This window comes from Pseudomonas sp. SJZ079, assembly GCF_007993865.1.
In the GTDB taxonomy this organism is placed as follows: Bacteria; Pseudomonadota; Gammaproteobacteria; order Pseudomonadales; family Pseudomonadaceae; genus Aquipseudomonas.
The window spans coordinates 41117-63654 of sequence record NZ_VIUH01000002.1 but is presented as its reverse complement, the minus strand read 5'-3'; the positions used below and the strand labels follow the sequence as shown (position 1 = coordinate 63654).

The window sequence follows — 22538 nt, the reverse complement described above, 5'->3', positions numbered from 1 at the left end:
GCTAACTAGTCGACGATCCCTGTTCGGCTTGCGCCGCAAGCCCTGGAAGCCCCTATGCAAAGAACCTCACATCACCAGTTGCGGCGTGCGTTTCGCGCCCTATTGGCATCCGACGCCTGCTATCACACCGCCTCGGTATTCGACCCCATGTCCGCGCGGATTGCCGGCGACCTCGGTTTCGAGGTGGGCATCCTCGGCGGTTCGGTGGCCTCCCTGCAGGTGCTGGCTGCCCCGGATTTCGCCCTGATCAGCCTCAGCGAGTTCGTCGAGCAGGCCACCCGCATCGGTCGGGTCAGCCGCCTGCCGGTCATCGCCGATGCTGATCATGGCTATGGCAATGCGCTCAACGTGATGCGCACCGTGGTCGAGTTGGAGCGTGCCGGCATCTCCGCATTAACCATTGAGGACACCCTGCTACCGGCTCAGTTCGGGCGCAAATCCACCGACCTGATTTCCGTGGAGGAGGGCGTCGGCAAGATTCGCGCGGCACTGGAAGCCCGTGTCGATTCGGCGCTGGCAATCATTGCGCGTACCCATGCCGGCGTGCTGCCGGTGGACGAAGTGATCCGTCGTACCCAGGCCTATCAGGCGGCCGGTGCCGATGGCATCTGCATCGTCGGTGTCGAAGACTTCGAGCACCTGCAGCAGATCGCCGCAGGCCTGAGTATCCCGCTGATGCTGGTCACCTATGGCAACCCCAAGCTGCGCGACAACGAGCGCCTGGCCAGCCTTGGCGTGCGCATCGTGGTCAACGGGCATGCGGCCTACTTCGCCGCGATCAAGGCCACTTACGACTGCCTGCGCGAACAGCGCCAGGCCGTGGCCAACGACCTCAGCGCGTCCGAATTGGCGCACAAATACACTCAGCCCGAGGACTATCTGGTCTGGGCCGAGGCGTTCATGGACGTGAAGGAGTAAGCACTCGACGTGCTGCTGAGCGCGGCGTGATCAGTGGGTGGCGCGAGCAGTTCCTCGCTACCAACCGGCGTCCAGCTTGCAAAAAAATCGTCGACGGCCCATATCTATGGCTATTCAGCTGGTAGAGGTGGAGGTCGACATGGCCGGTGGTTGGGCAAGTGACGGTGCGGTGCAAGAGCAGATCGACAGCAGCATCGAGGACGCCATCGCCCGCGCCCGTAGCCAGCTGCCACGCGGCGAGAGCCTGACGCACTGCGAAGAGTGCGATGCGCCGATCCCGCAGGCGCGTCGTGAGGCGATCAAAGGCGTGCGCCTGTGTGTGGCCTGTCAGTCCGCGTTGGACAAGCAGCAGAAGGCGGGTGGTGGCTACAACCGGCGCGGGAGTAAGGATAGCCAGTTGCGCTGATCCGAGGTTCCTGCTCAGTAGTGTACGGGAAGCAGATAAAGCTCTGTTTGGTAACCATTCCCGACGGAATGATCAGCCGGGAATGGGGGCGTGAGTACCTCGATCTGATGCTCTGCCAGCTGTGGGTAGCTGTTTTTGAAGCGCGCGAGGTCCCGTTCCGTTTGCAGGCGATGATAGACCGTGGCCCCGGTGACGGTGAGCCCCAGGCTTCGCTCCTGCGCGAAATGGAAATTTCCCAGATAGATGGGGCGCCCGGGCGTGACGACGAATTCGATGCTGAACGGTTCTGTGGACTGTGTCCCCGCTCCACCGCTGTGGATTCCCCAGCCGAAGAACTCGTAGCGTCCAGCGGGTAACTCTGCGCTGAACAGCTCTCCTGTGGCGCCTGCAGTGGCGAAGTCGTTGTGCGGGAATGGCGGTACTTGGCCTTGCCCAGCTTTGAAAAAAGCAGCCTTCCCGGTGGGCATCGGGCGGTAGAACATTTTGTATTCGGACAACCTGCCCTGGTAGGTGACCGAGCCGATGACAAGGCCCCGACCGCTCGTTTCGTCTAGGCGATAATTGCTGCCGATGTTTGGCGTGGCGCATCCGCACAGCAGGAGTGCGGCGACGATCAGAAATCCAGTTCTCGAGCGGTGCATGCGGGCTCATCCGTGATGGCGCAGTGGGGCGATAATTTTATGAGCTTTCTGCGTGGTCCAGTAGTGCCGCGCGCAAAAAGCGTGGGTTGTTTCGCGAGGCGCCAGGGTGGGGTTGGCATTTGGCCTGGCTTCTCAGTACGCGAAGGGTAGGTCGCGCCGCGACCGGACGAGCGCTGGGCCGCCCGTCATAGGTCGTTCGCCCATTAGAGCGAACGCACTCTATTCGACGTCTAGAACAGAAAATAGCGCTGCGCCAGCGGCAGCACCTCGGCCGGCTCACACCAGAGCAGTTGGCCATCGGCCTTGACCTGATAGTTCTGCGCGTCGACCTCGATGTTGGGCAGGTAGTCGTTGTGGATCAGGTCGCTTTTCTGCACCGCGCGGCAGCCTTTGACCACGCCAATGTGCTTCTTCAGCCCCAGTTGTTCGGGAATACCGGCATCCAGGGCCGCCTGGCTGATGAAGGTCAGGCTGCTGGCGTGTAGCGAACCGCCGAAACTGGCGAACATCGGCCGGTAATGCACCGGTTGCGGCGTGGGGATCGAGGCGTTGGCGTCGCCCATCAGGCTGGCGGCAATCGATCCGCCTTTCAGAATCAGGCTCGGCTTGACGCCGAAGAAAGCCGGGCGCCAGAGCACCAGATCGGCCCATTTACCCACCTCGATCGAGCCCACTTCATGGCTGATGCCATGGGTGATCGCCGGGTTGATGGTGTACTTGGCGATGTAGCGTTTGGCGCGGAAGTTGTCGTTGCCGGCAGCGTCTTGCGGCAGTGGGCCGCGCTGTTGCTTCATCTTGTCGGCGGTCTGCCAGGTGCGGGTGATCACCTCGCCAACGCGGCCCATGGCCTGGCTGTCGGAGCTGATCATCGAGAAGGCGCCGAGGTCATGCAGGATGTCCTCGGCGGCGATGGTCTCGCGGCGGATGCGGCTTTCGGCGAAGGCCACGTCCTCGGCGATGCTCGGGTCGAGGTGGTGGCAGACCATCAGCATGTCCAGGTGTTCGTCGATGGTGTTTCGGGTGAACGGCCGGGTCGGGTTGGTCGAACTGGGCAACACGTTAGGCAGGCCGCAGGCCTTGATGATGTCCGGCGCATGACCGCCGCCGGCACCCTCGGTGTGGTAGGTGTGGATGGTACGGCCCTTGAAGGCGGCCAGGGTGGTTTCGACGAAGCCGGATTCGTTGAGGGTGTCGGTGTGGATCGCTACCTGCACGTCATACTGGTCGGCCACGCTCAGGCAGTTGTCGATGGCGGCCGGGGTGGTGCCCCAGTCTTCGTGCAGCTTGAGGCCGATGGCGCCGGCCTTGACCTGCTCGATCAAGGGCTCGGGTAGCGAGGCGTTGCCTTTGCCGGTAAAGCCCAGGTTCATCGGGAAGGCGTCGGCGGCCTGCAGCATGCGCATCATGTGCCAGGGGCCGGGGGTGCAGGTGGTGGCGTTGGTGCCGGTGGCCGGGCCGGTGCCGCCGCCGATCATGGTGGTCACTCCGCTCATCAAGGCCTCTTCGATCTGCTGCGGACAGATGAAGTGGATATGGCTGTCGATGCCGCCCGCGGTGAGGATCATGCCCTCGCCGGCGATCACCTCGGTGCCGGCGCCGATGGCGATGGTCACGTCCGGCTGGATATCCGGGTTGCCGGCCTTGCCGATGGCGGCGATACGTCCGTCCTTGAGGCCGACATCGGCCTTGACCACGCCCCAGTGATCGAGGATCAACGCGTTGCTGATCAGGGTATCGACTACATCTTTAGCGCAGAGTTGACTCTGGCCCATGCCGTCGCGAATCACCTTGCCGCCGCCGAACTTCACTTCTTCGCCGTAATGGGTGAAGTCCTGCTCGACCTCGATCCACAGCTCGGTGTCGGCCAGGCGCACCCTGTCGCCGACGGTGGGGCCGAACATGTCGGCGTAGGCCTGGCGGGAAATTTTCATCGGCACTCCTCGAATTTGATCGTTCCCATGCTCTGCGTGGGAATGCGGCTGGCGACGCTCTGCGTCGCAGGGACGCGGAGCGCCCCGTCATGGGTTCCCACGCGGAGCATGGGAACCATCGGCGTTACAGATTGCCCATCACGCGCCCGGCGAAGCCGAACACCCGGCGTTGACCGGCGAGGTCGACCAGTTCGACCTCGCGCGACTGCCCCGGCTCGAAGCGCACGGCGGTGCCGGCCGCAATGTTCAGGCGCATACCCCGCGTGGCGGCGCGGTCGAAGCTGAGGGCGTCGTTAGTCTCGAAGAAGTGGAAGTGCGAGCCGATCTGGATCGGTCGGTCGCCGCTGTTGGCCACCTTGAGGGTCAGGGTACGGCGGCCGGCGTTGAGCTCGATCTCGCCGTCCTGGATCTGGTATTCGCCGGGAATCATGCGCTCGCTCCGTGCAGGCTCTTGAAGTAGATGGCGGTCGGGTGGTAGTCACCGTTCGGGCCGCAGCTATAGTCCGGAATCGCGCCCACCCGGCTGTAGCCCTGCGCACGGTAGAACGCCTCCGCCGGGGCGCCGGCCTGGATATCGAGATACAGCAGGCCGCGCTGGTGTTGGCGCGCCCCTTGCTCCAGGGCGGTCATCAGCTGCTGGCCGAGGCCGTGGCGTTGCGCCTGTTGCTGCACCAGCAATTTCTGCACTTGCGCGCGATGGGGGCCATCGGCGTTCTGGCACAGCGCCAGTTGCACGCTGGCCTGCACCTGTTCGTCCCTGACCACCACCCAGAGCAACAGGTTGCCCTGCTCAACGTCGCTGAGCACCTCGTCGAAATAGCTCCGCGCTTGCGCGGCATCCAGATCGGCCTTGAACCCCAACGACCAGCCCTGGGCCACGGCATCGAGCAGCAGTTCGATCAAGCCGGGGCGGTAATGGGCGAAGCTTTCGGCGGTGACGCGACGCAGTTGGGCAGTGTTCATGCTGGTGTCACTCCGTTCAGGCGATTGGCGGCTGCGCGCCCGGATTGAGGGTCAATTGCATCAGGGTCAGGTCGAGCCAGCGGCCGAACTTGCAGCCGACCTGGGGCATCTGTCCGCTGCTGACGAAACCGAGACGCCGGTGCAGGTGGATCGACGCGGCGTTGCCGCTCTCGATGGCGGCGACCATCACGTGCTTGTCGCAGGCTTTGGCGCGTTCGATCAACGCCGTCAGCAACTGCGCGCCAAGGCCCTGGCCGCGCTGGTCGGTGCGTACATAGAGCGAATGTTCGACGCTGTAGCGGTAGCCATCGTGTGGGCGCCAGGCGCCGAAGGTGGCGTAGCCGAGTACCTCGTCGGCGTCACGCGCGACCAGTACCGGGAAGCCTTGGGCCACGCGTTCGGCCAGCCAGGCGCGGCGATTGGCCAGGTCAACCAGGGTCTCGTTCCAGATCGCCGTGCTGTGCTGCACCGCATCGTTGTAAATGCTCAGGATGCCGGGCAGGTCGGCTTGGGTCGCGTCTTGAATAGTCATGTTCAGGCAATCGGCTGATGGACGGTGACCAGTTTGGTGCCGTCGGGAAAGGTGGCCTCGACCTGAATCTCCGGGATCATCTCCGGGATGCCGTCCATCACCTGCTCGCGGCTCAGCAATGTCGTGCCGTAGTGCATCAATGCCGCCACCGTCTGGCCGTCGCGCGCGCCTTCGAGCAGGGCTGCGGAGATATAGGCCATGGCTTCCGGGTAGTTGAGCTTGACCCCGCGGGCGAGGCGGCGCTCGGCGACCAGGCCGGCGGTGAAGATCAGCAGTTTGTCTTTCTCGCGGGGGGTGAGGTCCATCAGGTACTCCAGATTCGTGGGGGCAGCGCAGCGCGCCCGAGCAGGGCGGGGCGCAGCAGGCGCCACAGGTCGATCAACCAGGCGCGCGCATGCAGGGCTTCGGCGGCCAGGCAGCGGGCCACCAGCAGGCCGGGCAGTTGGCTCAGGTCGCCGCGTACCCGAGCTTGCACAGCAGCAGGCAGTTCGCGGCAGCGTTGCAGCAACTCGGCGTCGATTTCGCCGCTGAGCAGCAGGGTGGCGAACACCGGCTGGCCATTCAGGCCGATCGGCGAGTCGAGCAGACCATCGTCTCCGGTTATCCGCTGGCGTTCGTGCCAGAGCAGCTGGCCGTCGCGGCGGATATCCAGCTGCGCCTGGAAGTGGCCCTGGTCGAAGCGTTCGCCACTGGCCGGGCGGCCGAGGGCGACCATGTCCCAGTAGCACAGGCGCGCATCGCCGAGCAGCTGGATCTCGGTGTGCAACTCGGCCTGGGCGCCGCAGTAGACGATGGTCTCCTGCGGCAGCCACTCCAGGGTGGCGCCGGCTTCGACGCGCAGCTTCAGTTGCTGATAGGCCGGGCCTGCGGCGCGGTACCACTTGGCGGCGCCGGGGTTGGTCAGTTGCGCCCAGGCGTGTTCGCCGACAGTCGCGCTGATCTCCAGGCGGTCGCCGCCGGCGATGCCGCCCGGCGGGTGCACGATGATGTGCTGGCAGACTTCGGGGCCTTCCGCGTAGAGGTGCTTTTGCACCCGCAACGGGCCCTGGTGGCGGCGCAGCACCGGGCGCGTGCTGTCACCGCTGCGGGCATAGGCGAGCTCTAGCTCGGCATGCCAGCTGGGGGTGAACAGGGCGGCGGGTGCGTTCATGGGCGTCCTTAAATCAGCGTCATGGCTGGGACAGAGCAATTGCCGTGCCTTGTGCGCCAGGACAGTGCGCGCGTTCGCGGCGGCTGAGGGTTGCTGCCGTATGCGGCGGGTGTGGGTGTCTTATGACTTGCTCGGTTTTGGTGCGAGGTGGCGTGCGCGTGGCTTGATTTGCCTGCTGCTGGTGCGGGTGAGCCCATTCTCAGCACTTAGATGGCCACCAGCCCGCGCACTCCATCGGCCTGCATGCGGTCACCACGGCCCTGCTGGATGATCTCGCCGCGCGACATCACCAGGTACTGGTCGGCCAGCTCAGCGGCGAAGTCGTAGAACTGTTCGACCAGCAGGATGGCCATGTCGCCGCGTGCCGCGAGTGTCTTGATCACCGCGCCGATCTCCTTGATCACCGAGGGCTGGATGCCTTCGGTGGGCTCGTCGAGGATCAACAGCTGCGGGTTGCTGGCCAGGGCGCGGCCGATGGCCAGCTGTTGTTGCTGGCCGCCGGACAGGTCGCCGCCACGCCGCTGTTGCATTTCCTGCAGCACCGGGAACAGCTCGTAGATAAACGCCGGCACCTGCTTGGCCTGTTGGGCGCTGAAGCGCGAGAGCCCCATCAACAGGTTTTCCTCCACCGTCAGCCGCGGGAAAATCTCCCGCCCTTGCGGCACGTAGGCGATGCCGCTGTGCACGCGCTGGTGTGGCTTGTGCTGAGTGATGCTCTGGCCTTGCCATTTAATCGCGCCCTGCTTGGCCGGAAGCAGGCCCATTAGGCATTTCAGCAGGGTGGTTTTACCCACCCCGTTGCGCCCGAGCAGGCACGTGACTTCGCCGACCTTGGCCTCGAACGACAGGCCGCGGAGGATATGGCTGCCGCCGTAGTACTGGTGGAGCTGTTCAACTTGCAGCATGGTTCTGTCCTTGTAGGGCGGGCCCTGATCGATTCCACGCTCTGCGTGGGCATGCATCTGGCGGCGCTCTGCGTCGCTGGGACGCAGAGCGTCCCGGTAGGGGTTGCCACGCCGGAGCGTGGCAACCATCAGCGTAATCAGCGGCCCAGGTAGACTTCGATCACCCGCTCGTTGGTCTGCACCTGTTCCAGCGCGCCTTCGGCCAGCACGCTGCCCTGGTGCAAGACCGTGACGTGGTCGGCGATGCTGCCGACGAAGCCCATGTCGTGTTCCACCACCATCAGCGAGTGCCGGCGTGCCAGCGACTTGAACAGCTCGGCGGTGAACTCGGTTTCGGCGTCGGTCATGCCCGCCACCGGCTCGTCGAGCAGCAGCAGTTGCGGGTCCTGCATCAGCAGCATGCCGATCTCCAGAAACTGCTTCTGGCCATGCGAGAGCAGGCCGGCCTGACGATTGCGCGCGGCCTCCAGCTTGATGGTGTGCAGCACCTCGTCGATGCGTTCCTTCTGCGCGCCGCTCAGTGTGGCGCGCAGGCTGGCCCACACCGACTTGTTGGTCTTCTGCGCCAGTTCGAGGTTCTCGAACACCGTCAGCGCCTCGAACACCGTGGGCTTCTGGAACTTGCGGCCGATGCCTGACTGGGCGATCTCGACTTCGCTCAGCTGCGTCAGGTCGAGGGTTTCGCCGAAGTAGGCGACGCCGCTGTCGGGGCGGGTCTTGCCGGTGATCACGTCCATCAGGGTGGTCTTGCCGGCACCATTGGGACCGATGATGCAGCGCAGTTCGCCGACGCCGATGTACAGGCTGAGGTTGTTCAGCGCCTTGAAGCCATCGAAGCTGACGTTGATGTCCTCCAGGGTCAGGATGGTGCCGTGGCGCACGTTGAGGCCCTGGCCGGCGACCTGGCCGGCGCCAATGGCGTCGCGGGCGCTGCCGATCGGGTCGAAGATCGGCTCGAGCATCAGCTCGGGGGTGGGCGTGCTTCTCATTGCGACCTCCTCTTCAACAGGCCGATCACCCCTTGCGGCAGCAACAGGGTGACCAGGATGAACAGCAAACCCAGGGCGAACAGCCAGTACTCCGGGAAGGCCACGGTGAACCAGCTCTTCATGCCGTTGACCAGGCCGGCTCCGAGCAGCGGGCCGATCAGGCTGCCGCGTCCGCCGAGGGCGACCCAGATGGCGGCTTCGATGGAGTTGGTCGGCGACATCTCGCTGGGGTTGATGATGCCCACCTGCGGTACATAGAGTGCGCCGGCCAGGCCACAGAGCACCGCGCTCAAGACCCAGATAAACAGCTTGTAGCCGCGCGGATCGTAGCCGCAGAACATCAGGCGGTTCTCCGCGTCCCTGAGCGCCGTGAGTACGCGGCCGAACTTGCTGCGCGCCAGTTTCCAGCCCAGGTACAGGCTGCCGAGTAGTAGCGCGACGGTGGCGAGGAACAGCACGGCGCGGGTGCCCTGGGCGGTGATGTCGAAGCCGAGGATGCGCTTGAAGTCGGTGAAACCGTTGTTGCCGCCGAAGCCGGTTTCGTTGCGAAAGAACAGCAGCATGGCGGCGAAGGTCAGCGCCTGGGTCATGATCGAGAAGTACACGCCCTTGATCCGCGAACGGAAGGCGAAGAAGCCGAACACCAGGGCCAGCAAGCCGGGCGCCAGCACCACCAGGCACAGGGTCCAGAGGAAGCTCTGGGTACCGCTCCAGTACCAGGGCAGTTCGCTCCAGGAGAGGAACTGCATGAAGGTCGGCAGGCCCTCGCCGGCGCTCTGGCGCATCAGGTGCATGCCCATGGCGTAGCCGCCGAGGGCGAAGAACAGGCCGTGGCCGAGCGACAGCAGGCCGGCGTAACCCCAGACCAGGTCCAGGGCCAGGGCGACTATGGCGTAGCAGAGAATCTTGCCGACCAGGGTCAGGGTATAGGCTGACACCTGCCAGCTGTTGTCTGCCGGCAGCAGGTGCAGCAGCGGCAGGGCGAGCAGCACGGCGAGCGCGATCAGGCCGAGGCCGAGCGATAGTTGCGGGCCGAGCCGGGAGCTGGCGCGGGCCAGCAGGCTCTTGTTCAGAGGCGTGGGATTAAGTGGCATGGTCATCAGTCGGTCACCCGTCCTTTCAGTGCGAATAGACCTTGCGGGCGTTTCTGAATGAACAGAATGATCAGCGCGAGGATGAGGATCTTGCCCAGCACGGCGCCGATCTGCGGTTCGAGGATCTTGTTGGCTATCCCTAAGCCGAAGGCCGCCATCACGCTGCCGGCCAACTGACCGACGCCACCGAGCACCACCACCAGGAAGGAGTCGATGATGTAGCTCTGGCCCAGATCCGGGCCGACGTTGCCGATCTGCGACAGGGCCACGCCGCCGAGGCCGGCGATGCCCGAGCCGAGACCGAAGGCGAGCATGTCCACCCGCCCGGTCGGCACCCCGCAGCAGGCGGCCATGTTGCGGTTCTGGGTGACCGCGCGGACATTCAGGCCGAGGCGGGTCTTGTTCAGCAGCAGCCAGGTCAAGGCCACCACGAACAGGGCGAAGCCGATGATCACGATGCGGTTGTAAGGCAGCACCAGGTTAGGCAGTACCTGAATGCCGCCGGACAGCCAGTAGGGGTTGGCCACCTCGACGTTCTGCGCACCGAACAGCATGCGCACCAGCTGGATCAGCATCAGGCTGATGCCCCAGGTGGCCAGCAGGGTTTCCAGCGGCCGGCCATACAGGTGGCGGATCACCGTGCGTTCCAGGGCCATGCCGATGGCGGCGGTGACGAAGAAGGCCACCGGCAGCGCCAGCAATGGGTACAGCGCCAGGTAGTCCGGGGCCAGGCGCTGCAGGCCGAGCTGCACCAGGTAGGTGGCATAGGCGCCGAGCATCAGCATCTCGCCGTGGGCCATGTTGATCACCCCGAGCAGGCCGAAGGTGATGGCCAGACCGAGGGCGGCGAGCAACAGGATCGAGCCCAGGCTCATGCCGCTGAAGGCCTGGCCGAGCAGTTCGCCGAGCAACAGGCGGCGTTTGACCTGGGCCAGGCTGGTTTCGGCGGCGGTGCGCACCCCGGCATCGGGTTCCACACCGGGCGCGAGCAGGGTTTCCAGGCGGGTGTGGGCCAGCGGCTGGCCGGTCTCGCCGAGCAGGCGCACTGCCGCCAGACGCACCGCCGGGTCCTTGTCGACCAGTTGCAGGTTGGCCAGGGCCAAGCTCAGCGCCTCGCGCACCGCCTCATCCTGCTCGTCGGCGACGCGCGCATTGAGCAGGGCCAGCTGGGCCGGCTTGGCTTTTTTCTGCAGCAGTTGCGCAGCCGTCAAGCGCAGGGCCGGATCATCGGCGAGCAGCTGGTGGCTGGCCAGGGCCGTGGCGATCAGGCCGCGCAGGCGGTTGTTCAGGCGCAGCTTGCGCGGGCTGTCGCTGGGCTCGGCGTCGCCTTCGACGGCCTGATAAGCCCCGGCGCTCTCGATGAAGGGTGCCTTGTTGCGGTCGACGACCACCCGGCCCTGGTGCAAGGCTTCGAGCAGCGCCAGGCGTGCGGCTTCAGGCGCGGCGGCCCAGCGCTGCAGCAGCTTGGCTTGCTGGCTGGAGCTGGCGGCGGCGAAATCGCTGGCGTCGCCGGCCTGGCCGGTGAGCGGCAGCGCCAACGCCAGAAACAGGAGAAAGCGGTACAGGGCAGTGGGCATAGGTAGGTCCTAAGTATCCCGATCGTGGTGCGGGACGCCGTAGGAGCGAGCTTGCTCGCGATCGCGCTCGATCCGCATGGCCGAGTCGAGATGATCGCCAGCAAGCTGGCTCCTACAGGATTGCGTCAGGGGCGAGCCCGGTCAGATCAGTTGCTCTTCACCGCGTAGTCCGGCTTCTGCTCGTTGCCCTCGATGTACGGGCTCCACGGCTGGGCGCGGAGCGGGCTGTCGGTGGCCCAGACCACGTCGAACTGACCGTCTTCCTGGACTTCGCCGATCATCACCGGCTTGTGCAGGTGGTGATTGGTCGCATCCATGGTCAGGGTGAAGCCGCTCGGCGCGGCAAAGGTTTGCCCGGCCATGGCCTCGCGGACCTTGTCGACCTCGGTGCTGCCGGCCTTCTCGACCGCCTGGGCCCACATGTTGATGCCGACGTAGGTGGCCTCCATCGGGTCGTTGGTCACGGCCTTATCGGCGCCCGGCAAGCCCTTGGCCTTGGCATAGGCCTTCCACTTGTCGACGAACGCGCTGTTGACCGGGCTTTCCACCGACTGGAAGTAGTTCCACGCGGCGAGCTGGCCGACCAGGGGTTTGGTGTCGATGCCGCGCAATTCTTCCTCGCCGACCGAGAAGGCGACCACCGGCACGTCGGTGGCGTCGATACCCTGGTTGGCCAGTTCCTTGTAGAACGGCACGTTGGAGTCGCCATTGACCGTGGAGATCACCGCAGTCTTGCCGCCGGCGGAGAACTTCTTGATGTCGGCGACGATGGTTTGATAGTCGCTGTGACCGAAGGGGGTATAGACCTCTTCGATGTCCTGGTCGGCCACGCCCTTGCTGTGCAGGAAGGAGCGCAGGATCTTGTTGGTGGTGCGCGGGTAGACGTAATCGGTGCCGAGCAGGAAGTAACGCTGGGCGGCGCCACCGTCCTCGCTCATCAGGTACTCCACCGCCGGGATGGCCTGCTGATTGGGCGCCGCGCCGGTGTAGAACACGTTCGGCGAGAGCTCCTCACCCTCGTACTGCACCGGGTAGAACAGCAGGCCGTTGAGTTCTTCATAGACCGGCAGCACCGACTTGCGCGACACGCTGGTCCAGCAGCCAAAGGTCACCGCGACCTTGTCCTGGGTCAGCAACTGGCGGCCTTTCTCGGCGAACAGCGGCCAGTTGGATGCGGGGTCGACCACCACCGGCTCCAGCTGTTTACCGAGCACGCCGCCCTTGGCGTTGATCTCGTCGATGGTCATCAGCGCCATGTCTTTCAGCGAAGTTTCCGAGATGGCCATGGTGCCGGACAGCGAGTGGAGCACGCCGACCTTGATGGTTTCGGCGGCCTGCAGGCTGAACGGGAACAGGCCGCTGACGATCAGCGCGCTGGCGGCGAGTGAGGATTGCAGAAAGGGGCGACGTTTCATCGATAGGGCTCCATGCGCAACTGTTGGGTGGGACCTAGGAGCCAGTCGGACTTAACCGTTAGTAGCGTGGGGAAGTCGGGTTGAGGCAGTTGTGCTGCTTTCCGAGGCGAATAGCCGGCCATTTAACGAGGGAAAGCAGCAAAAATGACCAAGTCCGGTTTTTCCGCAGTAGAACCGCGTTAAGTCCGACAGGCTCCTGGAGGTCGCCAGTCCAGTGGCAGCATCCGTGCCAATTGGCGCAAAGCCACGGGCTATAAGGGTTCGCTGGGTTTTTCGGCGGGCTTGCGCAATGCCCGCTTGCGCGGCTTTGGTGCGGATGCGCAGCTGCAGGCTGGCAATAGGCCCGCTTTGCACCGCTTCAGAGCGCGAGGTAGTTTTTCACCCCGGTGAAGATGATCTGCGCCGCCAGGGCGCAGACGAACAGGCCCATCAGGCGGCTGACGATCTGCAGACCCTGATCGCCGAGCAGGCGTTCGAACTGGTTGGACAGGTACAGCACCACGCCGACGGTGAGACTGGCCAGGGCAATGCCGACCACCGCCAGCAGCTTGTCGTTCCAGTGCGGCTGGCTGGCGCCCATCAGCAGCAGCGCACCGATGGTGCCGGGGCCGACTGTCAGTGGAATGGTCAGCGGCACTATGGTCACGTCCTGCTGCACGTTGTCGGTTTGCACCGCCGACTTGCCCTGGGCCATGCCCAGCGCGGAGATGAACAGCACGCTGCCGGCGCCGATGCGGAAGGCATCGATGGTGATGCCGAACAGGGTGAAGATGTGCCTGCCGAACAGGTACAACAGCACGCTGGCGATCAGCACGCCGGCGGCGACCTTCCAGGCCAGGCGCTTGCGCTCCTTGACCGTGTAGCCGCGGCTCAGGCCGATGAAACAGGACAACACGAAGAACGGGCTGTAGAGCACCAACAACTTCAAATACAGACTGAACAGCTCGGACGCCATGGGGTGGACTCGTCTCGGGATCGGGGTGGGATGAGTGTAGGTGCAGGGCGCGCATCTGCCGCGCGACTGCTCTGTGTGGGGCCGCATGATCCGGGATTGCCGGGACTATCGCCAGTGCCGGCGGCGCAAAAACCGCGACCAGCGGCGCGACCGCCGGGCGGGCGAAGCGAGTGCGCTACGCGAGATCGTCTATACCTGTTGCGCTAAGCTTGTTTACACCCGGCGCAAGCCAGGAGTGGCCGATGGCGCGCATCAGCTTCACCCCCAACCTGCAACGCCACCTCGATGTGGCAGCGCTCAGGGTCAGCGGCACCACGGTCGAGGCGGTGCTGCTGGAGGTCTTCGCGGTCAACCCACGGCTGCGCAGCTACCTGCTGGATGATCAGGGGCGGCTGCGTCCGCACGTGCTGATTTTCGTCGACGCCGAGCAGATAGCCGACCGCCAACGCCTGACCGACAGGGTTACCGCCAACAGTGACATCTATGTGGTGCAGGCGCTGGCCGGCGGCTGAGAAACCAGGAGATGACTATGTCCGAGGTACTTTATGTGGCGACGCGCAAGGGCTTGCTGACCTTTGCCCGAACGGGCGCTGGCTGGCACATCGAGCGTACGGATTTTCTCGGTGAACCGGTGAGCATGCTCTTGCTCGATCGGCGTGACGGTTACCTGTATACCGCCCTGCATCTGGGGCATTTCGGGCCCAAGCTGTGGCGCTCGACCGATGCCGGGCAGAGCTGGCAAGAGGTCGTGGCCCCGGCCTTCGTCGTGGAGACTGGCACTGAGGGCCCCACGGTGGAGATGATCTGGTCGCTGGAAGCCGGCGGCGCGGATCAGCCGGGCACGCTGTGGGCCGGAACCCTGCCCGGCGCGCTGTTCCGCTCGCGCGATCACGGCGAGTCCTGGGCATTGATCGATGCGCTCTGGCAGCGTCCTGAGCGGGCGCAGTGGTTCGGCGGTGGCTACCCGCAGCCGGGTATTCACTCGATCTGCGTCGACCCGCGGGCCAGTGAGCGGCTAAGCGTCGCGGTGTCCTGCGGTGGCGTCTGGTGCAGCGAGGATGACGGCGCGAGCTGGGCTTGCCGGGCCGAGGGCATGCGCGCGGCCTATATGCCGCCTGAGCTGCAGGGGACGCCGGAGATTCAGGACCCGCATCGCATGGTGGCCTGTCCGGCGCAGCCCGATACCCTGTGGGTGCAGCACCATAACGGGATTTTTCTCTCGACCGATGGCGCCGCGCACTGGCGGGAAATCCATGATGTCGCACCTTCGAGCTTTGGTTTCGCCGTCGCGGTGCACCCCGTTGAACCGGGTACCGCCTGGTTCGTGCCGGCGGTCAAGGATGAATGCCGGGTGCCGGTGGGCCAGCGGTTGGTGGTGACCCGCACCCGCGACGCGGGGCGTAGTTTCGAGACGTTGAGCCGGGGGCTGCCGCAGGCCGATTGCTTCGACCTGGTCTATCGGCACGGACTGGCGATCGACACGAGCGGGCAAGGCCTGGCGATGGGCTCGACCACTGGCCATCTGTGGCTGTCGGATGACCAGGGCGACAACTGGCAGGCGCTGGCCGGCAATCTGCCGCCGATCTACGCCTTGCGTTTTGCCTAGCGGCGTTGCGCCAGGCGTGACGACGCCTTAGGCGGCAGGGGGCGGTGATCAGGACGGTATGACGTGGCGCTGACGCTGGCTTTCTCGTTGGGCGACCCAGTACTCGATCAGTTCACGCAACTGCGACAACTCCACCGGTTTGGCCATGTGGCCGTCCATGCCCACCTGTCGTGCGCGCTCCTTGTGCTCGCTGAGGATATGCGCCGTCAGGGCCACCACCGGGGTGCGCTCGCGCCGTTCGACGGTTTCCCACGCGCGCAGCTGCTCGGTGGCGGAGAAACCATCGAGCACCGGCATCTCGCAGTCCATCAGCACCAGGTCGTAGTGCTGCGCCTTCATCGCCGTGAGCGCTTCTTCGCCGTTACTCGCCGTGTCCGGTTTCAGGTTGAGCTTGCCGAGCATGCCGCGGATCACCTTGGTCGAGATACTGTTGTCTTCGGCGACCAGGATGCGGAAGTCGCTCGGCACGCTCAGGGGGACGTTGACCACGGCCGGGCTGAACAGCGGTGAAGTGCCATCGCCGCTTTGCGCCAGTTCGTCGGCCAGGGTGGCTTTCAGGGTATAACCGGCGACCGGTTTGGCGAGGATGCGTTTGATCCCGGCGTTGCGCGCGATGATCTTGCTCGGCGCGTTGCTGATGCCGGTCAGCATGATCAGCAGGATGTCGTGATTGAGGTTGGGGTCTTCCTTGATCTTCGCGGCCAGCTGCATACCGGTCATGCCGGGCATGTCCTGGTCGAGCAGGACCACATCGAAGTACTCACGCAGATTCGCCTTGGTGCGTAGCAGCGCCAGGGCCTCCTTGCCCGAGGGCACGGCACTGACGCTCAGGCCCCAGGCCGCGCATTGCTGCACCAGCACCTTGCGGCAGGTGTCATTGTCATCGACCACCAGCAGGCGTGCGCCTTGCAGCGGGCCGTCAAGGTCGGCGGTGGGCTGCTCCAGGCGCTGGCTGTCCAGCGGCAGGGACAGCCACAGGGTCGAGCCTTGATTGCCGCCACTCTGGATGCCGAACTCACCGTCCATCAGGCGCACCAGTTGGCGGGCGATGATCAGGCCGAGACGACCGCCGAGCTTGGTCGCGGCGAGGAAGTCTTTGCTGTGCAGTTCGGTATTGAGCAGGGCATCGCGCTCGCTGGCGTGCAGCGGCTGCCCGCTGTCCTGCACGGCAATGCGCAGGCGCGGTTCGCCGCCGCTGGTGTCGAGGGCGGCGACCAGGAGGATCTCGCCTTCGTCGGTCTGTTTGAAGGCGTTGTCCAGCAGGCTCAGCAGGGTCTGGCGCAAACGCGTCGGATCGCCGCTGATCACCCGCGGCACCTGCGGTTGCATGAAGCTGATCAGCTCGACTTTCTGCTGTTCTGCCTTGGCCCGGAAGATGTCCAGGCAGTCTTCGATCAGCGCGTTGAGGTCGAACTGCACATCGTCCAGCTCGATTTGCCCGGACTCCAGCTTGGAGATGTCGAGAATCTCGTTGATCAGGGTCAGCAGCTCGTTGCCGGAGCTGTGGATGGTCTGCACGTAATCGCGCTGCTTGGCCGACAGTGGGGTGCCGAGCAGCAACTCGGTCATGCCCAGGACGCCATTCATCGGCGTGCGGATTTCATGGCTGATCTTGGCCAGGAATTCGGCCTTGGCCCTCAGCTCGGCGGAGCTGGCGGCCAGGGCGCTGCTGGTGCTGTGCTGGTCCTGGACGATGTGCCGCTGGCGTTCGCTCGCGGCCATGCTGAGGATGAAGCCACCGAGTACGATCACTGCCAGCAGGCCATAGGCCATCCAGTCGGATGGCACCGACCAGTAACCGAACAGTACCGGCAGGGCGCCGACAAAGGCCGCGCAAAACACCAGCAGCGCCACACTGAACAGGCGTGCCGGCCGATAGCCGTGGTGCCAGTGGTACAGCGCCACCAGCAGAATGCTTAGCCCGGTCACGGCGGTAAGCCCGTAGACCATCTGGTTGAACTGCAGGTTGGTGGCGATCAGCAGTACCAGGCACAACAGGCCAATCAGCGCGAACTCGGCGACCAGCAGGCGGGTCAGTGGGGTATCGGGACAGACCTTGTGGAAGAAACTGGCGGTAAAGCCCAGGGCGCACAACATGGCCAGCAGCATCGAGAAGTTGGCGATCTGCGGCTGCAACGGCAGCCAATCGCCGAGCCAGGGTGAGCTGATGCCCAGCAGGCTGAGCGTCGCCACTAGCTGGCAGGTCTGGGTCGCCGCCAGCCACAAGCTGCTGGCGGCACGGCTGTAGGCGAAGCGCACGAGGTTATAGATCGCCAGCATGCCGAGGGCGCCGAGCAGCAGGCCGAACAGCAGAGGCCGATCATCGTCGGCGGCCATGGCGTTGGCACTTTGCAGGCTGATGGTCGGGCGCAGGGCGTGCTCCGAAGCGAGCCGCAGATAGATATCCAGGGGTACGTCGGCTTGCGGCAGCGGCAAGAGCAGATCGCGACTGGCCAGCGGCCGGCTGGAGAAGGGTAGGCCGCTACCGGTGCGCGTGTGGGCGAGAAGTTCATCGCCCTGCAGCACGTACAGGTCGAGGTAGGTCAGGTAAGGCGCGAACACCCGCAGTAATTGCGCTTGTGTGTGCGGCGGTAAACGGTGATGCAGCCAGAGTGTGCTATCGCCGCCGGGGGTGTACAGCTGGGTCAGTTCGCTGGCAACGAATTGCGCTTGGTAACGGGGGGAACGGATGTCGTCTAGCTGCAGGGTGCTGCCGCTTTCGCTGAGTTGCGACCATGCCGCGGCCTGGGCCATCTGCGCAGGCAATCCAAAGAGTGCCGCCAGTACAAGGCAGAGAAACAATCCATTGGCAATCCTGAGCCGGCGCACGGTGAATTCCCTTCGCAAGTAAGTGGCCCGATTATAGCCAAGCCTTTATACAGCGGAATATGACAAAGGCGGTCAGCTGACCGCCTGTCGACTACTGCCGCTTAATCTTCGCCACGCTCGCGGGCAATCGCGCGATAGCCGATGTCCTTACGGTAGAAACAGCCGTTCCAGTCGATCTTTTCGGCTAGCTGGTAGGCCTCTTGCTGGGCCGCACCGACGCTTTCGCCGAGGGCGGTGGCGCACAGCACGCGGCCGCCGGCCGTGACCACCTGGCCGTCCTTCAGCGCTGTGCCGGCGTGGAACACCTTGCCCTGCGGGCTGACGGCGGCGTCCAGACCATGGATCGCATCACCCTTGGCGTAGTCGGCCGGGTAGCCACCGGCCGCCAGTACCACGCCGAGGCTCGGGCGTGGGTCCCACTGCGCTTCGATCTTGTTCAGCGCCTGGGCTAGGGCAGCCTCGATCAGCAGAACCAGACTCGACTGCAGGCGCAGCATGATCGGTTGGGTTTCCGGGTCGCCGAAACGACAATTGAATTCGATGACTTTCGGCAGACCGGCCTTGTCGATCATCAGCCCGGCATAGAGGAAACCGGTGTAGACATTGCCCTCGGCGGCCATGCCCTTGACCGTCGGCCAGATCACCTGATCCATCACCCGCTGGTGCACCTCCGGGGTGACCACCGGTGCCGGCGAGTAGGCGCCCATGCCGCCGGTATTCGGGCCGCTGTCGCCGTCGCCGACGCGCTTGTGATCCTGGCTGGTCGCCATCGGCAGCACGTTGTGGCCGTCGACCATGACGATAAAGCTGGCTTCTTCGCCATCGAGAAACTCCTCGATCACCACCCGCGAGCCCGCATCGCCGAAGGCGTTACCGGCGAGCATGTCGCGCACCGCGTCTTCGGCCTCGCTCAGGGTCATGGCAACTATCACGCCCTTGCCGGCGGCCAGGCCGTCGGCCTTGATCACGATCGGTGCGCCTTTCTCGCGCAGGTAGGCCAGCGCCGGCTCGATCTCGGTGAAGTTCTGGTAGTCGGCGGTGGGAATCTGGTGGCGGGCGAGGAAGTCCTTGGTGAAGGCCTTGGAGCCTTCCAGCTGAGCCGCGCCGGCAGTGGGGCCGAAGCAATCCAGGCCACGCGAACGGAACAGGTCGACCACGCCGGCGACCAGCGGCGCTTCCGGGCCGACGATGGTCAGTTGCACGTTCTGCTCGGCGAAGTCGGCCAGTTGCTCCAGGGCCAGCACGTCGATGGCGACGTTCTGGCACTTGGCTTCGATGGCGGTGCCGGCATTGCCCGGGGCGACGAAGACCTTCTCGACGCGCGGGTCTTGAGCGACTTTCCAGGCCAGGGCGTGTTCGCGCCCGCCGCTGCCGATGATCAGTACGTTCATGGGGTTCTCCTTCAGGAGGCGGGCCTGCGGCCCGTTTGGTGGATAGGAAAAACGCTATCCACCCTACGAATGTCGAGGTCGCGATCGGACTGGTAGATGCAGGACGCCCGGCCCTTTACCCAGCGGAGTTGCCTTTTGGCAATGAGCATGGGGGAAGGGCCGGGCAACGCCGCAGATGCCTGTCCGAGTGCGGCCGATTTTAATGCCTAAAGTGGCGCATGCCGGTGAACACCATGGCAATCCCCGCTTCGTCGGCCGCGGCGATCACTTCCGCGTCGCGCATCGAGCCACCTGGCTGAATCACCGCGGTGATGCCATTGGCGGCGGCGTTATCCAGGCCGTCACGGAACGGGAAGAAGGCGTCCGACGCCATGACCGAACCGGCTACCTGCAGGCCCGCGTGCTCGGCCTTGATCGCGGCGATCCGCGCCGAGTTGACGCGGCTCATCTGGCCGGCGCCTACACCCACGGTCTGGCGGTTCTTGGCGTAGACGATGGCGTTGGATTTGACGAACTTGGCCACTTTCCAGGCGAAGATCAGGTCATGAATTTCCTGCTCGCTCGGCGCGCGCTGGGTGACGATCTTCAGGTCTTCGGCCTTGATCATGGCGATGTCACGGCTCTGTACCAGCAGGCCGCCGTTGACCCGCTTGAAGTCCCAGCCGGCCGTACGTTCGGCCGGCCATTCGCCGCACTCGAGCAGGCGCACGTTGGCCTTGGCGGCGACGACTTCACGCGCCGCAGCGCTGATTTTCGGGGCGATGATCACTTCGACGAACTGGCGCTCGACGATCGCTTTAGCGGTTTCGCCGTCCAGTTCACGGTTGAAGGCGATGATGCCGCCGAACGCCGACTCGGTGTCGGTGGCGTAGGCCAGTTCGTAAGCCTGGCGGATGCCGCCTTCGGCGTCGGTGGCCACGGCCACGCCACAGGGGTTGGCGTGCTTGACGATGACGCAGGCCGGTTTGACGAAGCTCTTCACGCACTCCAGGGCGGCGTCGGTGTCGGCGACGTTGTTGAACGACAGCTCCTTGCCTTGCAGTTGCACGGCGCTGGAGATGCTGGCCTCGCCTTTCTTGGCTTCCACGTAGAAGGCCGCGCTCTGGTGCGGGTTCTCGCCGTAGCGCATTTCCTGGGCCTTGACGAACTGGCTGTTGAAGGTGCGCGGGAAGGCGCCGCGGGCTTCGGTGCTGAGCGTCGCGGCAGCCTGGTCGATGGTGCCCAGGTAGTTGGCGATCATGCCGTCGTAGGCGGCGGTGTGTTCAAAGGCCTTGAGGGCCAGATCGAAGCGCTGGGCGTAGGTCAGGCCGCCGGCCTTGAGGCCGTCGAGGATGGCGGCGTAGTCGTGGGTATTGACCACTATGGCCACGTCTTTGTGGTTCTTCGCCGCGCTGCGGACCATGGTCGGTCCGCCGATGTCGATGTTCTCGATGGCGTCGGCCAGGTCGCAGTCAGGCTTGGCCACCGTGGCTTCGAACGGGTAGAGGTTGACCGCGACCAGATCGATCGGCTGGATGCCGTGCTGCGCCATGACGTCGCCGTCGAGCGCGCGGCGACCGAGGATGCCGCCGTGGATCTTCGGGTGCAGGGTCTTCACCCGACCGTCCATCATTTCCGGGAAGCCGGTGTAGTCGGCGACTTCGACCGCGGCCACGCCGTTGTCCTTGAGCAGCTTGTAAGTGCCGCCGGTGGAGAGGATCTCCACGCCGAGGGCGGACAACTCGCGGGCAAATTCGAGGATGCCGGTCTTGTCGGAAACGCTGATCAGCGCACGGCGAACGGGGAGGCGGGTGGTCTGGTCGGTCATTTCAGAGTCCATCAGAGCAGGGGAGTCAACAAAAAAGGCGGCTCTGGATGAGGCCGCCCTCGTTGCGGGAATACGGGTTAGAGCAGGTCGTACTGCTTGAGTTTCTTGCGCAGGGTGCCGCGATTCAGGCCGAGCAGTTCGGAGGCCTTGGTCTGGTTGCCCTTGACGTAATTCATCACGGTCTCCAGCAGCGGCGCTTCCACTTCGGTGAGCACCAGGTTGTACACATCGGTGACGTCTGCGCCCTCAAGATGGGCGAAATAGTTATGCAGCGCTTTCTCGACACTGCCGCGCAGGGTTTGCCCTTCTTCGCTCGGCGCATTGAGGTGCTGTTTCAAGCTGGTGTTGTCACTCACGGGAGCCATTTCACTCTCTAAAGTCTCGGTCAACATCGTCATGCGGCCACCCCTTCTCCATCGTTATGCCGTTCGCCGAAAAACTCGCGAACGTTGGCGCACTGCGCGTCCGTACTGTCCAGACGATTGAACTGGGCGCGGAACTCCCTGGCGCCCGGCAGGGTTGCGAGATACCAGCCGACATGCTTGCGGGCGATGCGTACGCCCATCAGGTCGCCGTAGAAGGCGTGCAGTGCGGCCAGGTGCTCAAGCAGGATGCATTCCACTTCAGTCAGGCTCGGTGTCGGGAGTTTTTCCCCGGTACGCAGGTAATGCTCGATTTCCCGAAAAATCCACGGCCGGCCCTGGGCGGCCCGACCAATCAACAGGGCATCGGCGCCGGTAGCGGCGAGCACGGCCTTGGCCTTTTCCGGCGAGTCGATGTCGCCATTGGCGAACACCGGAATCGACACCGCCTGCTTGATCGCGGCGATGCTGTCGTATTCGGCTTCGCCGGTGTACAGGTCGGCCCGGGTGCGGCCATGCACCGCCAGCGCGACGATTCCCGCTTGTTCGGCGATCTTTGCCACCTCGATGCCGTTCTTGTTCTGTCTATCCCAACCGGTACGGATTTTCAGGGTCACCGGCACATCGACTGCGGCGACCACCGCCTGCAAAATCTCGCGGACCAATGGCTCGTCCTTCAGCAGGGCGGAGCCGGCGGCCTTGTTGCAGACCTTCTTCGCCGGACAGCCCATGTTGATGTCGATGATCTGCGCGCCCAATTCGACATTGCGCCGCGCCGCCTCGGCGAGCATCTGCGGGTCGCCGCCGGCTATCTGCACCGAGCGTGGCTCGGGGTCGCCCTCGTGGGGCAGGCGCAGGCTCGACTTGCGGGTGTTCCACAGGCGCACGTCGCTGGTCACCATTTCCGATACCACCAGGCCTGCGCCCAGGCGGCGACAGAGCTGGCGGAACGGCCCGTCAGTGACTCCGGCCATGGGCGCGAGAATCAGCGAGTTGGGCAATGTATAGGGGCCGATGCGTAGCGCCGACATAGGGCTTCCCTGCTCAAGAGACCTGCTGTTGAGGCG

22 protein-coding genes are annotated in these 22538 nt (G+C 64.7%); 4 read left to right on the top strand and 18 right to left on the bottom strand.

Annotation, left to right across the window (positions count from 1 at the left end; translation table 11 throughout):
• Positions 1-54 precede the first annotated feature (54 nt).
• On the top strand, positions 55-918 hold the full coding sequence (locus FBY03_RS02460; RefSeq protein ID WP_147170614.1) for an oxaloacetate decarboxylase: 864 nt from the start codon (positions 55-57) through the stop codon (positions 916-918).
• 139 nt (positions 919-1057) lie between these two features.
• A complete protein-coding gene (locus FBY03_RS02455) occupies positions 1058-1324 on the top strand; it encodes a DksA/TraR family C4-type zinc finger protein (protein ID WP_147170925.1) in 267 nt (88 codons plus the stop codon).
• A gap of 14 nt (positions 1325-1338) precedes the next feature.
• Here FBY03_RS02455 and FBY03_RS02450 read toward each other — a convergent pair whose 3' ends face one another.
• The 13 genes from FBY03_RS02450 to FBY03_RS02390 form a co-directional block, all read right to left on the bottom strand.
• The gene (locus FBY03_RS02450) at positions 1339-1965 is read right to left on the bottom strand and encodes a hypothetical protein (RefSeq protein WP_147170613.1); all 627 of its coding nucleotides are present in this window, start codon (positions 1963-1965) and stop codon (positions 1339-1341) included.
• A 230-nt stretch (positions 1966-2195) separates the two neighbouring features.
• A complete protein-coding gene (ureC, locus tag FBY03_RS02445) occupies positions 2196-3896 on the bottom strand; it encodes an urease subunit alpha (RefSeq protein ID WP_147170612.1) in 1701 nt (566 codons plus the stop codon).
• 124 nt (positions 3897-4020) lie between these two features.
• The gene (locus FBY03_RS02440) at positions 4021-4326 is read right to left on the bottom strand and encodes an urease subunit beta (RefSeq protein WP_147170611.1); all 306 of its coding nucleotides are present in this window, start codon (positions 4324-4326) and stop codon (positions 4021-4023) included.
• A complete protein-coding gene (locus FBY03_RS02435) occupies positions 4323-4859 on the bottom strand; it encodes a GNAT family N-acetyltransferase (RefSeq protein WP_147170610.1) in 537 nt (178 codons plus the stop codon). Before FBY03_RS02435 ends, FBY03_RS02440 begins: the two co-directional genes overlap by 4 nt.
• Positions 4860-4875: 16 nt before the next feature.
• Positions 4876-5391, bottom strand: coding sequence for an N-acetyltransferase family protein (locus FBY03_RS02430; RefSeq protein ID WP_371920737.1), 516 nt, complete (start codon positions 5389-5391; stop codon positions 4876-4878).
• A 2-nt stretch (positions 5392-5393) separates the two neighbouring features.
• Positions 5394-5696, bottom strand: coding sequence for an urease subunit gamma (gene ureA / locus FBY03_RS02425; RefSeq protein WP_147170608.1), 303 nt, complete (start codon positions 5694-5696; stop codon positions 5394-5396).
• A complete protein-coding gene (locus tag FBY03_RS02420; protein WP_147170607.1) occupies positions 5696-6541 on the bottom strand; it encodes an urease accessory protein UreD in 846 nt (281 codons plus the stop codon). The genes ureA and FBY03_RS02420 overlap by 1 nt, the downstream gene beginning before the upstream one ends.
• Before the next feature lie 206 nt (positions 6542-6747).
• A complete protein-coding gene (urtE, locus tag FBY03_RS02415) occupies positions 6748-7446 on the bottom strand; it encodes an urea ABC transporter ATP-binding subunit UrtE (protein ID WP_147170606.1) in 699 nt (232 codons plus the stop codon).
• A 137-nt stretch (positions 7447-7583) separates the two neighbouring features.
• Positions 7584-8435: an urea ABC transporter ATP-binding protein UrtD gene (gene urtD, locus FBY03_RS02410; RefSeq protein ID WP_147170605.1), complete on the bottom strand. Its 852-nt coding sequence runs from the start codon at positions 8433-8435 to the stop codon at positions 7584-7586.
• On the bottom strand, positions 8432-9535 hold the full coding sequence (urtC, locus tag FBY03_RS02405) for an urea ABC transporter permease subunit UrtC (protein WP_178090536.1): 1104 nt from the start codon (positions 9533-9535) through the stop codon (positions 8432-8434). Before urtC ends, urtD begins: the two co-directional genes overlap by 4 nt.
• Positions 9535-11106, bottom strand: coding sequence for an urea ABC transporter permease subunit UrtB (urtB, locus tag FBY03_RS02400; protein ID WP_147170604.1), 1572 nt, complete (start codon positions 11104-11106; stop codon positions 9535-9537). The genes urtC and urtB overlap by 1 nt, the downstream gene beginning before the upstream one ends.
• 146 nt (positions 11107-11252) lie before the next feature.
• Positions 11253-12521 (bottom strand): urea ABC transporter substrate-binding protein, encoded by a 1269-nt coding sequence (gene urtA / locus FBY03_RS02395; RefSeq protein WP_147170603.1) that lies wholly within the window; start codon positions 12519-12521, stop codon positions 11253-11255.
• Between the two features lie 358 nt (positions 12522-12879).
• Positions 12880-13476, bottom strand: coding sequence for a MarC family protein (locus tag FBY03_RS02390; RefSeq protein WP_147170602.1), 597 nt, complete (start codon positions 13474-13476; stop codon positions 12880-12882).
• Positions 13477-13718: 242 nt separating this feature from the next.
• On the opposite strand from FBY03_RS02390, the gene FBY03_RS02385 reads away from it, so the two are divergent.
• Both FBY03_RS02385 and FBY03_RS02380 read left to right on the top strand, forming a co-directional pair.
• Positions 13719-13988 carry a MoaD/ThiS family protein gene (locus tag FBY03_RS02385; RefSeq protein WP_147170601.1) on the top strand — a complete coding sequence of 90 codons (270 nt, stop codon included), beginning with the start codon at positions 13719-13721 and terminating at the stop codon, positions 13986-13988.
• 17 nt (positions 13989-14005) lie between these two features.
• A complete protein-coding gene (locus FBY03_RS02380; RefSeq protein ID WP_147170600.1) occupies positions 14006-15082 on the top strand; it encodes an exo-alpha-sialidase in 1077 nt (358 codons plus the stop codon).
• 48 nt (positions 15083-15130) lie between these two features.
• On the opposite strand, the gene FBY03_RS02375 is transcribed toward FBY03_RS02380, so the two are convergent.
• From FBY03_RS02375 to dusB, 5 genes are all read right to left on the bottom strand, one after another.
• The gene (locus FBY03_RS02375; RefSeq protein WP_147170599.1) at positions 15131-17911 is read right to left on the bottom strand and encodes a hybrid sensor histidine kinase/response regulator; all 2781 of its coding nucleotides are present in this window, start codon (positions 17909-17911) and stop codon (positions 15131-15133) included.
• A 101-nt stretch (positions 17912-18012) separates the two neighbouring features.
• Positions 18013-19302, bottom strand: a complete 1290-nt coding sequence (gene purD / locus FBY03_RS02370) for a phosphoribosylamine--glycine ligase (protein ID WP_147170598.1) — start codon at positions 19300-19302, stop codon at positions 18013-18015.
• 199 nt (positions 19303-19501) lie between these two features.
• The gene (purH, locus tag FBY03_RS02365; protein WP_147170597.1) at positions 19502-21109 is read right to left on the bottom strand and encodes a bifunctional phosphoribosylaminoimidazolecarboxamide formyltransferase/IMP cyclohydrolase; all 1608 of its coding nucleotides are present in this window, start codon (positions 21107-21109) and stop codon (positions 19502-19504) included.
• Positions 21110-21186: 77 nt separating this feature from the next.
• Positions 21187-21507 carry a DNA-binding transcriptional regulator Fis gene (fis, locus tag FBY03_RS02360; protein WP_025164355.1) on the bottom strand — a complete coding sequence of 107 codons (321 nt, stop codon included), beginning with the start codon at positions 21505-21507 and terminating at the stop codon, positions 21187-21189.
• Complete coding sequence (gene dusB / locus FBY03_RS02355) at positions 21504-22502, bottom strand: tRNA dihydrouridine synthase DusB (RefSeq protein WP_147170596.1); 999 nt, start codon at positions 22500-22502, stop codon at positions 21504-21506. Before dusB ends, fis begins: the two co-directional genes overlap by 4 nt.
• Positions 22503-22538: the final 36 nt, after the last annotated feature.

Coding starts and splice junctions, on each gene's coding strand:
- FBY03_RS02460 (WP_147170614.1), top strand. CDS start 55: ATGCAAAGAACCTCACATCACCAGTTGCGGCGTGCGTTTCGCGCCCTA.
- FBY03_RS02455 (WP_147170925.1), top strand. CDS start 1,058: ATGGCCGGTGGTTGGGCAAGTGACGGTGCGGTGCAAGAGCAGATCGAC.
- FBY03_RS02450 (WP_147170613.1), bottom strand. CDS start 1,965: ATGCACCGCTCGAGAACTGGATTTCTGATCGTCGCCGCACTCCTGCTG.
- ureC (WP_147170612.1), bottom strand. CDS start 3,896: ATGAAAATTTCCCGCCAGGCCTACGCCGACATGTTCGGCCCCACCGTC.
- FBY03_RS02440 (WP_147170611.1), bottom strand. CDS start 4,326: ATGATTCCCGGCGAATACCAGATCCAGGACGGCGAGATCGAGCTCAAC.
- FBY03_RS02435 (WP_147170610.1), bottom strand. CDS start 4,859: ATGAACACTGCCCAACTGCGTCGCGTCACCGCCGAAAGCTTCGCCCAT.
- FBY03_RS02430 (WP_371920737.1), bottom strand. CDS start 5,391: ATGACTATTCAAGACGCGACCCAAGCCGACCTGCCCGGCATCCTGAGC.
- ureA (WP_147170608.1), bottom strand. CDS start 5,696: ATGGACCTCACCCCCCGCGAGAAAGACAAACTGCTGATCTTCACCGCC.
- FBY03_RS02420 (WP_147170607.1), bottom strand. CDS start 6,541: ATGAACGCACCCGCCGCCCTGTTCACCCCCAGCTGGCATGCCGAGCTA.
- urtE (WP_147170606.1), bottom strand. CDS start 7,446: ATGCTGCAAGTTGAACAGCTCCACCAGTACTACGGCGGCAGCCATATC.
- urtD (WP_147170605.1), bottom strand. CDS start 8,435: ATGAGAAGCACGCCCACCCCCGAGCTGATGCTCGAGCCGATCTTCGAC.
- urtC (WP_178090536.1), bottom strand. CDS start 9,535: ATGACCATGCCACTTAATCCCACGCCTCTGAACAAGAGCCTGCTGGCC.
- urtB (WP_147170604.1), bottom strand. CDS start 11,106: ATGCCCACTGCCCTGTACCGCTTTCTCCTGTTTCTGGCGTTGGCGCTG.
- urtA (WP_147170603.1), bottom strand. CDS start 12,521: ATGAAACGTCGCCCCTTTCTGCAATCCTCACTCGCCGCCAGCGCGCTG.
- FBY03_RS02390 (WP_147170602.1), bottom strand. CDS start 13,476: ATGGCGTCCGAGCTGTTCAGTCTGTATTTGAAGTTGTTGGTGCTCTAC.
- FBY03_RS02385 (WP_147170601.1), top strand. CDS start 13,719: ATGGCGCGCATCAGCTTCACCCCCAACCTGCAACGCCACCTCGATGTG.
- FBY03_RS02380 (WP_147170600.1), top strand. CDS start 14,006: ATGTCCGAGGTACTTTATGTGGCGACGCGCAAGGGCTTGCTGACCTTT.
- purD (WP_147170598.1), bottom strand. CDS start 19,302: ATGAACGTACTGATCATCGGCAGCGGCGGGCGCGAACACGCCCTGGCC.
- purH (WP_147170597.1), bottom strand. CDS start 21,109: ATGACCGACCAGACCACCCGCCTCCCCGTTCGCCGTGCGCTGATCAGC.
- fis (WP_025164355.1), bottom strand. CDS start 21,507: ATGACGATGTTGACCGAGACTTTAGAGAGTGAAATGGCTCCCGTGAGT.
- dusB (WP_147170596.1), bottom strand. CDS start 22,502: ATGTCGGCGCTACGCATCGGCCCCTATACATTGCCCAACTCGCTGATT.